This window comes from Pseudoalteromonas sp. A601, from assembly GCF_002165575.1.
Lineage (GTDB): Bacteria > Pseudomonadota > Gammaproteobacteria > Enterobacterales > Alteromonadaceae > Pseudoalteromonas.
Window position 1 is genome coordinate 131,542 of sequence record NZ_MXQF01000009.1, and the last position, 13,897, is coordinate 145,438.

The 13,897-nt window shown below is 37.6% G+C and carries 10 protein-coding genes; 8 read left to right on the top strand and 2 right to left on the bottom strand.

Going from position 1 to position 13,897, the window contains the following annotated elements:
• Positions 1-30 precede the first annotated feature (30 nt).
• The 3 genes from B5G52_RS09480 (at position 31) to B5G52_RS09490 (ending at position 5,171) form a co-directional block, all read left to right on the top strand.
• Positions 31-3,846 carry an RNA-directed DNA polymerase gene (locus B5G52_RS09480; RefSeq protein WP_087532421.1) on the top strand — a complete coding sequence of 1,272 codons (3,816 nt, stop codon included), beginning with the start codon at positions 31-33 and terminating at the stop codon, positions 3,844-3,846.
• A gap of 151 nt (positions 3,847-3,997) precedes the next feature.
• Positions 3,998-4,360 (top strand): hypothetical protein, encoded by a 363-nt coding sequence (locus B5G52_RS09485; RefSeq protein ID WP_087532422.1) that lies wholly within the window; start codon positions 3,998-4,000, stop codon positions 4,358-4,360.
• A 43-nt stretch (positions 4,361-4,403) separates the two neighbouring features.
• Positions 4,404-5,171, top strand: coding sequence for a hypothetical protein (locus tag B5G52_RS09490; RefSeq protein ID WP_087532423.1), 768 nt, complete (start codon positions 4,404-4,406; stop codon positions 5,169-5,171).
• 254 nt (positions 5,172-5,425) lie between these two features.
• Here the strand turns inward: B5G52_RS09490 and B5G52_RS09495 are convergent, their stop codons facing one another.
• Positions 5,426-5,632, bottom strand: a complete 207-nt coding sequence (locus B5G52_RS09495; protein WP_087532424.1) for a hypothetical protein — start codon at positions 5,630-5,632, stop codon at positions 5,426-5,428.
• Positions 5,633-5,791: 159 nt separating this feature from the next.
• Here B5G52_RS09495 and B5G52_RS09500 point away from each other — a divergent pair, with 159 nt between their 5' ends.
• The 3 genes from B5G52_RS09500 (at position 5,792) to B5G52_RS09510 (ending at position 8,336) form a co-directional block, all read left to right on the top strand.
• Positions 5,792-6,220 (top strand): thioesterase family protein, encoded by a 429-nt coding sequence (locus tag B5G52_RS09500; protein WP_087532425.1) that lies wholly within the window; start codon positions 5,792-5,794, stop codon positions 6,218-6,220.
• An 11-nt stretch (positions 6,221-6,231) separates the two neighbouring features.
• Complete coding sequence (locus B5G52_RS09505) at positions 6,232-7,284, top strand: aldo/keto reductase (protein ID WP_087532426.1); 1,053 nt, start codon at positions 6,232-6,234, stop codon at positions 7,282-7,284.
• Positions 7,285-7,391: 107 nt separating this feature from the next.
• A complete protein-coding gene (locus B5G52_RS09510; RefSeq protein WP_087532427.1) occupies positions 7,392-8,336 on the top strand; it encodes an ABC transporter substrate-binding protein in 945 nt (314 codons plus the stop codon).
• Here B5G52_RS09510 and B5G52_RS09515 read toward each other — a convergent pair.
• Positions 8,275-8,889 (bottom strand): fumarylacetoacetate hydrolase family protein, encoded by a 615-nt coding sequence (locus tag B5G52_RS09515; protein WP_087532428.1) that lies wholly within the window; start codon positions 8,887-8,889, stop codon positions 8,275-8,277. The two genes, B5G52_RS09510 and B5G52_RS09515, sit on opposite strands and share 62 nt — an antisense overlap.
• 419 nt (positions 8,890-9,308) lie before the next feature.
• Between B5G52_RS09515 and B5G52_RS09520 the strand changes: the two genes are divergently transcribed.
• Both B5G52_RS09520 and B5G52_RS09525 read left to right on the top strand, forming a co-directional pair.
• Positions 9,309-12,257 (top strand): TonB-dependent receptor, encoded by a 2,949-nt coding sequence (locus tag B5G52_RS09520; RefSeq protein ID WP_254911181.1) that lies wholly within the window; start codon positions 9,309-9,311, stop codon positions 12,255-12,257.
• Between the two features lie 76 nt (positions 12,258-12,333).
• Positions 12,334-13,887, top strand: coding sequence for a tryptophan halogenase family protein (locus B5G52_RS09525; RefSeq protein ID WP_087532429.1), 1,554 nt, complete (start codon positions 12,334-12,336; stop codon positions 13,885-13,887).
• Positions 13,888-13,897 lie beyond the last annotated feature (10 nt).

Here is a 13,897-nt window from a genome sequence, read left to right on the forward strand (position 1 = left end):
TGAAACAGTTGACTAACATTTTGAGGTTATATGGGACTATTAGATAAAAAGTACCGAGTATTGAAGCCTACAGACTCGTATTTAAGCGACAAAATTGTTTTGGCGCAGGCATGGAAGAAAGCTCAAAGTTATATTCGTTCTACAAACTGGTATGCAAATAATTTTGAGTTAGATCAATCTACCTTATCACTTTCCTCTAACTTGGAACGCTGGAAAAAGGAACTAGAGTCGATAAGTTATAATTTGACCCCTTTAAGGCTAGTGCCAGCACCAAAATCTACAAAATGGGAGTTTGTTGAATCAATACTTTTTCCACCAGTTAATGAACCTAAAAAAACATTAGGGCAAGCAGAGGCTTTAGAAGGGTTAAATCAAACTTGGCAACCGGTAAAAATTATAGAAGAAGGTACTGAAACTAAAGAGAGAACGGTTCCTCCTTTGAGACCTCTTGCACACGTGCCAATCAAAGAGCAAACATTGTTCACAGCATTAATGATGTGTTTAGCGAATCATGTCGAAACAATGCAAGGCGATACTTCAACGAAATTAGATGATGTTCATGAAAGAAAAATAGTTAATTATGGTAATCGGTTATTTTGTCGTTTTATAAATGAACAAGCGGTGTTTCCATGGGGAAATAGCACCATATATAGTAAGTATTTTACTGATTATCAGAGGTTCTTAGAGCGCCCTTACTACTTCGCAAAGCAGGCTATCGAATCAAAAATAGATAAAGAAAACGTTTTTGAAGTTCATTTAGATCTAAAAAGCTTTTATGACTACATTGATCGTGAAAAGCTGACAGAGAGAATAACTAAACTTATAGAGGATTTCGATAAGGAAAAATCTCCAATACTAAGTTATTTACTTAGCTCTTTTGAAAGTTGGTCATGGGATTCAAACTCTTCAAAGTTATATGAAGATGTTTGCCAAAAAGGTCAAGAGACCATTCCAATGGGTATTCCACAAGGATTAGTGCCCGGTGGGTTCTTTGCCAATGTTTATTTATTAGACTTTGATGAAAAGTTTGCAGACTTAATTGGTAGTACAATTGCCGATAAATACCGATTAGTTGATTACAGTCGCTACGTTGATGATATGCGTTTGGTAATAGTTTCTGAAACCAATGAAAGCCAGCCAATTAAAGACGAACTAGAGTCTTTTATTGATAATGAGCTAAAAGAACTAGGTTTGAAGCTAAATAAAAAGAAAACTAAAGTTGAACCCTTTCAATTAAAAAGAACAGGTATATCCCAAAAGTTAAAAACCATTCAAGGGAAAGTAAGCGGTCCAATTTCTAACAGTGAAGTAGATGAACAGTTAGGTCACTTAGAAGGATTAATTAATTTAGCTGATTATATTCGTGCTGTGCCAACCAACTTATTAAGTACAAACCCTCTCGCTCTTATTGAAGCTCCAAATCATGATGTAAGAGAAGACACATTAGTTAGGTTTGCTGCTAATAAAATTCATAATTTACTGAAGCAGAAACGAAGCTTTTATACTCAAGAGTTAAATGAAAAAAGTGAATTGGTTCCTGGTAGTTGGGATTTTTTACAAGAAAGAATGGCACGAAAGTTCATTGCTTGTTGGACTAAAGATCCATCTTTAGTTCTATTACTCAAAAAAGGTATAGAGCTTTTTCCTGATGTTAAAATCATCAAGGCTTTGATTTCACAGTTTAATTTCGTAAGGAATAGAAAGGATTTTAGGCAGTCTTTTGTCATAGAGTATTGTTTAGGCGAAGTGTTTAGGCATAGTGCTACAGTTATCCATAGTAAATCAAAATGGTCCTTTCCTGCTCACTCAAATCACCAGGACTTTTTCGAATATCTCCAGTGCTTAGCCGTTGATATTCTCCAAGGGGTTGGAAATTATTCTGAAGGAGTAAAGGAACAGGCTCGTTTCTTACTACTAGTCAGAAACGATAGTTTACTATCATATGAAGATAAGGATGACCAGGACTTCAATATTGTATCTAAGATGATCAAAGGTCATAGAACTATTGCGAATGACATGAACCATGAAGAGTTTATTTCGAATGCTCTTATTGCGCATCAACTTTCAAAGAGTAATGAAAATGTTATTAGATCTCTATCAAACTTCTTAGAAAAAATCGGTAAAAAAGGAGCTATTAAAAAAGGTGTTAAACAATTAAATAATCGAAATATTACAGACTTAATGACTGAAATTGCTAGGGAGTCACCATCCTTATTTTCAGACTTAATCGAGTATAGTAATAAAAATGACTTTAGTTGGCATAAGGCTGATAACTCAATCTGCAAGCAAGCAGGCCTATACCAAAAAGAAGTTCTAGTTAGTAACAAAAACCCTGAAAGGCTATACCCAATAATGGGGGTGATTAAGCACAACTCTAACCCATTTAAGCATGAAAACGCTGTTCTGTTACTAATCCATGAATGCCTAAAAGGTTTTGATTTTGAAAAGCCGATAGACTTAATTAACTCTCAGATAAAATGTACAAACTGGTCCTCAATTCAAAGCCTAGCGTCAGAAATACGGCTAGAAGTGAATATTATCAGTGATGAATTTCCACTATTTGAAGCTCCTGATTGGGTCTCAAAAGAGCATAAACCTTTATATCATATCGGTATGTTTATTCGTAATTGTCTAACAGGCTCATTAGATTGGTCACTGGGTAATTCATATAGCCATAAGCAAGGGCAATATAGTGGTATTAGATCAGGGTATTTAAAACGCCAGTTCGGAATGATGCATTCTCCTGAAAGTATTAATGGTGAAGTCGCACCTATGAGCAGCTGGTTATCTGGTTTATTGTTTAACTTACTTCAGTGGCCAGGCTTAGAGGTATTTGACAAAGAGCGTATGTGGCCGACTAATTGGGACTTAACTTCCCTTAAAAAGTTGATTGAAGCTAGAATTGAGCAACAAAAAGGTATGTTCTGCCAACTATCAGGCATCCCAGGTTACGTAGAAAAAATAAACTTAGGATGGGACAAGAACAAACAAGATCTTGATGTTGTGATGGTGCAGTCGCTTTTGCCTAAGAAGTCCGATTTTGTTGAACACGGTTTACAGCTAGATACAGAGGAGTATCGTGTTAAGCATAGACGCCATGTAGCATCGGTCGCAGAGTTAATTTTGCACAAAAAATATAGCCATGAATCTCTAAATAATGATACTTCAGGAAAAATAGACTTAATTGTTTGGCCTGAACTAGCAGTAAATACTGAAGATATTGATATTTTGAAAAGACTCTCTGATAAAACAGGGGCAATAATATTTACAGGATTAAATTTTACTAATATTCCTAATGTAGACGGGCCGAATAACGTAGCTAAATGGATAATTCCTAATAAACTAGCCAGTGGTAGATCTTTTATAGAAAGGCTTCAAGGGAAGTATCATATGATGAAGGACGAGGTAAAACATATAAAACCTTGGAGACCTTATCAGCTATTTATTGAATTACTTCACCCTGCATTTGAAAATGAAGATGGGTTCCGGTTAACAGGCTCTATTTGCTTTGATTCAACTGACATTGCAATGAGTGCTGATTTGAAGAATAAGTCTAACGCTTATTTAATTCCAGCATTAAACATGGATGTTAGTACCTTTGATTCTATGGTAGATGCTCTTTTTTATCATATGTACCAACATGTGGTTTTGGTTAACACAGGTGAATTTGGTGGTTCTGTCGCTAAAGCACCATATAAAGAGAGACATGAAAAGCTAATTACTCATGTCCACGGAGCTCAGCAAGTTTCTATTTCAAGCTTTAAAATGAATATGTTTGATTTTAGAAAGGGGGGAGCTTCGCTTAAAAGTGGGAAGAAAGTTAAAACTAAACCTGCTGGAATATGAAGAAGTATATTAAACTACTTCTTCATATGCTTATAAGGCTGTAATGGCAGCCTGTGACCACAAAAACAAAGCGAAAGCCCATTAAAAAATTAGCTAAGACTTCTTAAGTAACGAATATGCTGTGGATGCTTCGGTACTTATGGAGACTTTAGTGCCTGAAGAAAAATCACAATATGAAAAAATACTTAAACGCCAAGCTCGCCGTTTAGCTAATTTTACTGAATGTAAATTGAATCAGGCACAGAGAACCATTGCGATTGATTTTTATGGGTATAAGTCTTTAAAGGACTTAAAACTGAGCTTGGAGAATGGCGTAACTCAACAAGATACAATTAACCTATTAGAATTCTCCCCATCCCCTGAATGTATAATTAGCCTTCAGCGTCATTGGGAAAAAATTAATGCCGCCTTTGATGAAGTAGAGTACCTTACAAGCTTTGACCGAATAGAGGTCATAGCTTGTATTTTAAATATGTCTAAAGATGAATTTGAAAGAATCATCAATCAACATTAAATATTAAAAAGTATTTTCTTAAGAAAAGTTATAGAATCGAAGCTTGGCTGTCGGGCAGCCTGCGCCTACTTTAAAAAGCGGCAAAGTCGATGCACCCGAACAATTTGTAATATTTAAAACGAGTAAGCGTTTAGTAGGCCTTATTTGTTGGAGAATTATTATGAATTGCCCTGCCTGCAATAGCAGTAAACTATATACATTTATTTTAAAAAACTTTGAAAATACATTTAATTCATATTTTAATTTAGATGATACAGATCTCTGTGATAACACGCTAAATTATCATTCGATAGCAATCAGTATAGGAAGGGTTTTACACCACTTAACTTTTTCCTACCGCAACCAATCCCTTGAAGATATTGCCGAGGAAACAGATACTTGTGTATGCTCTGTGATAGCTGCTTTTTCTGCGTTAGAAAGCAACTCTTATCAACTAAACCAACAACTGATAAATAATAAATCCTTACATCGAAAACCGATTTCTGATACTCCTCTTACCTTTATTCAAAGCGATAAATTAAACCAATTAAAAGCTAATGCCATTTTTGAATCATATGATTTTGCCGGCTGCCTAAATTTAAGAGACTTGCTATCTGAAGCTGAACTTAGTTTTGACGACTTTATAGTACTTCTAAAAACCCACTTCGAAATAGATCTTGATATAATAACTTCTGAAGACGAGGATGACTATTTTAAGGTTTTAATTGAAGAGATGATGAACTCAGAAAGCCGATGTAAATACGAAGAACAAAGGCGCTTTTACTATAGTTACGATGAGTTAATAGATGCTGAAAAAAGGTTTTACCCTTAATAATTATTAGACCATATTTCATTAAAACTATATTAATTTGAAATCGCAAAAACGCTGTCAATATTGACAAGCCGTTTTTGTGATAACTTAAAAATTAATACTTTATAATTTAATACCTTAGAATAAAATAATGAGTATTTGTCAATATTCAAACTCTAGATAATAGATCGATATGAATAAACTTTTTCATGTCTCAAACCAAACAACTGTATATATGAACAGCTATTATTAATTATGTTTGAGTGATTAGCAAGCTAGGAAGTTTGTGATTGAGAACTATCTGATTTTTTACGGCTAAATAATTTGTGACCAAATAACCAAAATGCACCTTCAAATACAAAGCCAAGGATAACTAAAGCGATTGCTCCTGAGGCATTCCCCATTGCATAGCAAGTAAACGCTAAGCATATCACTACAAGCAAGGCTAACCATTTGATGACTTTTGCTGCAACCGGATTCATAATTTTCTCCTTATAATCATTAAAGTATCAGACTAAAGTTGTCATTTACGTAAACAGGAACCTAAAAATATAGCATGTTTTTATGATTACTCTAATTTTCTTGAGCTAACAGCGCCTTATTGCTAACCTGAGTATTCTTTAGATTAACCGAGCTTTGATATGCAATCGTTTATAGAACAACACCCTATCCACACAAAAATAAATGTCGCTTGGGGTGAAATGGATGCCCTTCAACACGTTAATAACGTGGTGTATTTTCGTTACTTTGAAACGGCTCGCATCGACTTTTTTAATCAAATAAATTTACTCGAAGATTTACAAACAACAGGCATCGGTCCGGTGATCAGTGAAAACAACGCACGTTACAAGCGCCCTGTCACCTTTCCTGATACTGTATTGGTTGGTGTGACCATTAGCGATATTCAAGCTGACCGCTTCATGATGCATTACAACGTGTTTAGCCAACAACAAAATGCGCTTACAACAATTGGCTCATCTCAAGTGGTGATGTTTAATTTCAAAACGGGTAAAAAAGCCAACCTAAGCGAGCCTCTTTTAGCAGCCCTTAAAACCTATTCACAAGATTAAAAGGAATAACCATGTTATACAGCCCGTTAGGCAAAAGTGGAATCGATGTTTCCCGCATCTGCTTAGGAAGCATGACTTGGGGTTTGCAAAACACTCAAGCTGATGCTGATGAGCAAATAGCCTATGCCTTAGCAAACGGTGTTAACTTTATTGATACTGCTGAAATGTACGCAGTACCGCCTACAGCAGATACCTACGGCAAAACAGAAGCTATTATTGGTGATTGGCTATCACGCAATAAACAGAAGCGTGATGATATAGTACTGGCTACTAAAATTGCGGGTAACGGATTACCTTGGGTAAGAAATGGTGAAGATATAACTCGCCAAGCTGTGATTGATGCAGTCGAGAGCTCACTAAAACGCTTACAAACTGATGTTATAGATTTATACCAATTACATTGGCCCAATCGTACTACGCCGCATTTTGGCAAGCACTTCCCTGGTAATGTGCGCTTTAGTGAAGCCGATACACAGCAACATACTGCAAGTATGCTCGATATATTAGAAGGCTTAAATGATTGTGTAAAAGCCGGAAAAATCAAACACTGTGGTTTATCAGACGATACCCCTTGGGGCATTAGTCAATTTTTACGTTTAAGTGAAGAACATAATTTACCGCGCATGGTGTCAATTCAGAATGAGTTTAGCCTTATTCATGGTAAAGACTGGCCATACCTTATAGAGCAATGTATTCATGAGAACATTGCCTATCTGCCTTGGTCACCTCTTGCAGGGGGTATGTTAAGTGGTAAATACCAAAATGGAGCCCGCCCTGAAGGCAGCCGCTGGACATTAACACAACGCAATGGCTTATTTCGTAATACACCCGCATCAATGCAAGCTATTAGCCAATATATGGAAATAGCCAACCAATTGAGGATCACGCCAGCGCAACTTGCTTTAGCCTGGTGTAATCAAGTGGATGGTGTTTCATCTACCATTATTGGTGCCACCAATATGGCACAGTTAAAAGAAAACATTGACGCGTTTAATATTCAATTAAGCGAGCAAGCACTTAATGATATCGCTCAGGTGTATCAGCAGTTTCCAGTGCCTTTTTAAATTTAATTTAATAAATGCCCTCGTAGAAGGGCATTATTTTTACAAGAAAATACACGAAAGTTCTCTATACTTTAACTATGTCTTCTCAGGGATATTTCGATAGACGAATGATTAAGTTGCCTAATATTATTAAAATAATACTCTGCTCTACTATCTCTTTAGCTTCTTTTGCATGCTCATCGAACAATATTGATGAAATTACATGGCTATATAGTAACACCGCCCCATTTCATTTAGCTAAGCACGAGCAATCTCCAAATGGAGGACTATGCGATTATTTAACGGAGCAATTGATAAAAGAGTTACCACAAATAAAACACTCTCGCCTGCAATTACCCAACCAACGCATCACAAAATACCTAACGGAAGGCCACGCGGCTTGCCACCCTTGTATGATCTACAGAAAAACAAGTACAGTCAGAGCCATATATTCAATTCCGACAACTGTTTATCCGCCATTCAGCATTATCACGACAAAAAATAACGCTAAGACAATAAGCCGACAACATGGCTCTCCAGTTCGGCTAATCAACTTACTTATAGACAACAGCTTTATTTTTGGTCAAACGGCTGCTCGTCAATTTACAAATGAAATAAATACCATTGCAAAAAATACTGGTGCAAAAGAAAAAGGCTCTTTAAGTTGGGGAAGTGAAAATGAAAGTTATGCGGTGATTTCAAGGTTGAATCATGGCTATATCGACTACTCAATTGATTACCCTTTTGTAGCCGATTACTACAATCGTTTTACTAAGCAAGATAATGTTATAGCCCTGCCAATTGAAGCACCTAAAAACACATTTGTACTCGGTGCGGTTGGCTGCTCTGCTACAGCACCTAATAACTTTGCAGAAAAAGCCCTGAAGATTATTAACGAAAAGCTCAAACAAAGCATCCTACCTTCAGAAAAATACCAAGAGAGTCAACGTAAATGGCTTAAAAACACATTTACAGACTTTGATGAGTATTATCAGCAACTAATATTACAGCCTATTGCGCAACCCAGCTCTGTTGTACAAGAAGCTGATCAGCCAAGTGAAGCTGGGCGTTAAATGTATCTCCTGCATGTATTTGGCCAACCCCTGCGGGTGTACCTGTCATGATAATATCGCCATCATTTAAAGTCATAAATTCATTTATTTGTGCTAAAATCACATCTGGTTTATAGAGCATTAAATCAACATTACCTTGCTGTTGTAACTTATTATTTAGTTGTAAAGAGACTTGTAGTTTTGCGATATCAGCTTGCTTTATAGCAACAAAATCACTAAATAATGCTGCGCCATCAAATGCTTTGGCGCGTTCCCACGGCAGGCCTTTATTTTTTAATTCTGTTTGTAGATCACGTTTGGTTAAATCTAAACCAACTGCAACTTCAGCTAGTTGCCCCCCCTGCACTTTAAAACATATTTCGGTTTCGAAATGCAAATTTTCTGCGCAGTGCTGGCTTAAAAGCACCTCACTAATAGCGCTACTGGGTTTTAAAAACACCACCATTTGCTGCGCAACTTGGTTACCTAACTCTTCAATATGTGCAACATAATTACGCCCAACACAAACAATTTTTGCAGGAGGTATATTTGCTTTAGTTTGCTCACTTGGCATTATCTATTACCCTATAAAACATATGGCTAAATTGAAGTTACAGCATAGCAAATGTGCTTAAGTCTCTGCTAGATTTTATATTCTATTTTAAGATTTGATTGCTCAAACCACTGCAGTTGTTAACTTTAAGCAGGAGAAGTTAACAACATAACTCAGCCTTTTAATCGAGTTTTGCCACATATTTACCATAATACGAAGCATTTAATTAAATCATCCAGATAAATAACTCTCATAAATACAGATAGATAACCTTTAATACCTAATTTAAAAACTGATTTTAATTGACGTGAGTTTTACTTTCTACTAACTTATTGTAAGCGCTTACATTAACAAAGTCGGGTTCGGCGATTTTTTTAAATATAAATGTAAGCGCTTACAAGACAACAACCATAAAAGATAAAACAAATCTGGAGATTTGCATGAACCACACATTCTTTAAGAAAAAACAGCTTGCCGTTAGCCTATCAATGGCGATGGGCTTAAGTGCACTGTCATCTCATAACGCTATCGCCGAAGAAGAACCCGCAACAACAAATGAAATGGAAGTAATACAAGTTTCAGGTATTCGCGGTAGCTTGGTTAAATCAATGGACATCAAGCGCCAGTCAGCTGGTGTTGTAGATGCTATTACTTCTGAAGATATTGGTAAATTCCCTGATACTAACCTTGCTGAGTCGCTGCAACGAATCACTGGTGTATCAATTGATCGCAGTAATGGTGAAGGTAGTAAAATCACGGTGCGTGGTTTTGGCCCTGAGTTTAACCTCGTAACACTCAATGACCGCCAAATGCCAACAACCGGTGGGCGCTCATTTGATTTTGGCAATATCGCAACAGAAAGTGTCAGTGGTGTTGAAGTTTATAAAACAGCACGTGCTGATGCTTCTAGTGGTGGCATTGGTGCAACTGTAAACATCACAACCGCAAAACCACTATCAAATCCAGGTATGCATGCATCAATTGGTGCAAAAGCAGTTATGGATACTTCAAATGAAACTGGTAGTGATGTTACGCCTGAGCTTTCTGGAATTTATAGCAATACATTTAATGATAATAAATTTGGTATTTTAATTTCAGGTTCGGTGCAAGAGCGTGATAACCGCGAGCAATCAATGGCGGTTGATAACTGGATCCCAGATGTAGATTTATCAACATCACCAAACCTTGCCCTAACTGATAACAATCAACGTGCTGATGGTTCAACATGGTATCCGCAAAACGCTGGGTATGCATTTTCAGACAATAGCCGTAAACGTACCAATGGCCAACTAGTTCTACAATATGCACCTACAGATAATATTACCGCGACTGTTGATTACACTTACTCAAAACTTGAGTTTGAAAAAGACGGTCGTAGCTTTGGCGTATGGTTTAATAATGGTGGTAGTGTAAATGCTGCTACCATCAATGAAAATGGTACTTATACACAAGTAACAGAAGTCGGTGGGGATTACTCTACCAACTTAAACCAAGGCCAAACTGAAAACGAAAACAAATCTCTTGGTTTTAATATTGATTGGCAAGTTACTGACACACTTAATATTGAATTTGACGCACACAATTCATCTGCAACAAGTGCAGGTGTTGGTATTGGCCAAGATGCATTCATGATTATCGGTAATACGTCATGTGACTGGTGTGAAAACCCAACGGTTAATATTGATGAGAAAATGGCTTACTTTGGCCAAGGCGAAATCCCACTTATTGATATGACTTTAACTAATGGTCAAGCTGAAATATTACCAAGTGACATGGGTAGCCTATTTGCCGGTGCAAGTAAAGATGAAAACACTAATGACCTAGACCAGTATCAGTTAAAAGGTACTTGGTATAATGAAGACAGCGGCGCATTAGCCAGTATCAACTTTGGTGTTTCACATACTAAAATTGATTTTCGTACAACGTCAGCTTATTCAGGTCAATTAGCTGCTGGTTGGTGGACTAAGTCAGCTGATTGGTATGATGATGGCTTATTCTCTCGTGTAGATAGCACTGGTTTACTTGATGGTTTTTCAGGTGGTGGTAGCGACAAATTATTAAACTACTACTACGATGCTGACTTTGACAAAATTGTCTCAATTGCAGAGAGTATCGACTGTGATCACCCTGATGCTGGCTTAGGTGCATGCACTTGGCCTGCGGATGTTAATGGCCAAGTTCAATCAGGCCCAATTGATGACGATCACCGTGTAAGTGAAAAAACCTTAGCATTTTACATGCAAGCTAACTTTGAAACTGAATTTAACGGCATGCCAGTAAACATTACAACTGGCCTACGTTATGAGCAAACAGATGTGTCATCTAGCAGCCTTGAACGCCCTGCTACAAACATGGAATGGGTAAACGGCAGTGAGTGGTCATATATCTATGCAGATGAACGCACTTTCTCTACAGGTGAAGGCACAAATAAAGAGTTTTTACCTAGTTTTGATATGAACGTTGAAGTAGTTGAAGATGTGATTGCACGTTTTTCTTACAGCAGAAGTTTAGCACGTCCACCTGTAAGTGCACTGCGCTCAACCACCTCATTTTTAGGTAACCCTAAAGTGGGTCAACGTAAAGTGGCTGTAGGTAACCCCGCACTAAAACCTTACACTGCTGACAACGTTGACTTATCACTTGAATATTACTACGGTCAAGGAAGCTATGTATCTGCAGGCTATTACCGTAAGCAAGTTGAAAACTTCTTAGTTAATGTAACAACTGAAGAAACCATCGGCGACATCACTGATGCGTTTATTGGCGAACGTGCTGAGCAAGCGCGCGCTGATTTAGCTGAAGCAGGTATTCAACCTACGGATCAAGCAATCCACGACCAAATAAATACAAACCTAGGTAACGAGTCTGGCACACCTATTTTAGGTGACTCTACAGACCCATTAGCAACCTTCTATGTATCACGTGATACCAATGTTGAAACAGCCAACTTATGGGGTTGGGAACTTGCTTCACAGCACATGTTTGGTGATACAGGGTTTGGTATTGCAGCTAATGCAACATTTGTATTTGGTGATGTTGAGGCTGACCGCGATACTATTGGTTATCAGTTTGCACTGCCTGGCTTAAGTGACTCAGCTAACTTTTCAGCAATTTATGATTTAGATGGTTTATCAGCACGTGTTTCTTATAACTGGCGTGATGAGTTTTTAACAGGTTTTGACCAACATTCTGCTCCTATTTTCACTGAAGCCTATGGCCAGTGGGATGTGAATGTAAACTACGCAGTTAACGAGCAATTTACCGTGTTTATCGAAGGTTTAAATTTAACCGACGAAACACAACGTACATACGTTCGTTACTCTGAGCAGTTACTACGTGCTAACCAGTACGGCGCCCGATACAACATCGGCTTCCGTTACGCTTTCTAGCATTTTGTTGTCAAAAAGCCGCTTTATGCGGCTTTTTTTTGCTACGATGTTTATAGCTCAAACTTGGTAATTACTAATGGCCACATCCACTATAAATCATATTGTTATTATTGGCGGCGGGAGTGCCGGTTGGTTAAGTGCAGGCTTGATAGCTGCTCAACCACACTTAACTCATAACGCGAAAGTCACTTTAATTGAATCTCCCAATGTCCCAACTCTTGGTGTTGGAGAAGGCACATGGCCTACGATGCGCCAAACCTTAAAGACTATTGGTATAAGCGAAACACAGTTTATTCGCCAATGTGACGCGTCGTTTAAACAAGGTTCACGTTTTGATGGTTGGTGCCATGATGCAAAAAATGGCGAAAGTAATGAATATTACTACCACCCATTTAGCTTACCGGTGGCCTATCAAAGCTTGAATATAGCACCTTATTGGTTTGCTCAACATAATGCGGTGAGCTTTAGTCATGCGGTCTCGAGTCAAACTTACTTTTGCGATCAGAACAAAGCCCCAAAAACTCACATGCACGCTGACTATCAAACACATGCAAATTATGGCTATCACTTAGATGCTGGTAAATTTGCACAGTTGTTGCAACAACATTGTGTTGATAAGCTCAGGGTTAATCACATTATTAGTCACGTTGATGAAGTAATTAGCGATGAAGATGATTATATCAGCGCAGTGCAAACCTCTGATCACGGGTTAATAACTGGCGACTTATTTATTGATTGTTCTGGTCATCATGGCCGCTTAATTGATAAATACTACAAAGTGCCACTGCAAACACAAGACCATATTTTGTTTAATGACAGTGCCGTTGCTGTACAAGTGCCATATGCAGATGATGAACAAGAAATACTCTCTTATACCAAAGCCACAGCGCAAGATACTGGCTGGGTTTGGGATATAGGCTTACAAAGTCGCCGTGGCGTCGGTATGGTGTATTCAAGTAAATTTGAGTCAACCCAAGGTGCTAAAGATAAATTAATTAATTATTTAAACACAACGCAAAGTGATTTAGATCTAAGTAAATTAACGATTCGCGAACTTAAATTTACCCCTGGTTATCGTGAGCAGTTTTGGCATAAAAACTGTATTGCAATTGGCATGTCTGCGGGCTTTATTGAACCACTTGAGGCCTCTGCTTTGGTGATGGTTGAACTGAGTTTAAATACCCTATTAGCTAATTTTCCAACTAATAGAAAAGCAATGCCGCAACTTGCAAAACGCTTTGATCAACAAACTCATTATCGCTGGCAACGCATTATTGAATTTTTAAAATTACACTACGTATTATCAACTCGTACAAGTGAATATTGGCAAGCACATAAAGCACCTAGATCAATACCCAGTGCATTGATAGATAACCTAGCTCTGTGGCGATATCAAAGTCCATGGTTAAATGATTTTGACCGGGCGCAGGAGGTGTTTTCAGCAGCCAGTTATCAATACATTTTATATGGTATGAAGCAACTACCGCAGTTTCCTCAAATGAAAATGCCCGCAGCCATTATTGAGCACTTTACTAATAGCCAACAAGATGCAAAACAAGGTTTAGCTAAACTGCCCACTAACCGCCAATTACTTAATCATATTAAAAAATTTGGTCTACAACCGATTTAACAAGCAGGAG

Bases quoted from the DNA above. Each gene is read 5' to 3' on its own strand.
- B5G52_RS09480 (WP_087532421.1), top strand. From the start codon at position 31: ATGGGACTATTAGATAAAAAGTACCGAGTATTGAAGCCTACAGACTCG.
- B5G52_RS09495 (WP_087532424.1), bottom strand. From the start codon at position 5,632: ATGAATCCGGTTGCAGCAAAAGTCATCAAATGGTTAGCCTTGCTTGTA.
- B5G52_RS09500 (WP_087532425.1), top strand. From the start codon at position 5,792: ATGCAATCGTTTATAGAACAACACCCTATCCACACAAAAATAAATGTC.
- B5G52_RS09505 (WP_087532426.1), top strand. From the start codon at position 6,232: ATGTTATACAGCCCGTTAGGCAAAAGTGGAATCGATGTTTCCCGCATC.
- B5G52_RS09510 (WP_087532427.1), top strand. From the start codon at position 7,392: ATGATTAAGTTGCCTAATATTATTAAAATAATACTCTGCTCTACTATC.
- B5G52_RS09515 (WP_087532428.1), bottom strand. From the start codon at position 8,889: ATGCCAAGTGAGCAAACTAAAGCAAATATACCTCCTGCAAAAATTGTT.
- B5G52_RS09520 (WP_254911181.1), top strand. From the start codon at position 9,309: ATGAACCACACATTCTTTAAGAAAAAACAGCTTGCCGTTAGCCTATCA.
- B5G52_RS09525 (WP_087532429.1), top strand. From the start codon at position 12,334: ATGGCCACATCCACTATAAATCATATTGTTATTATTGGCGGCGGGAGT.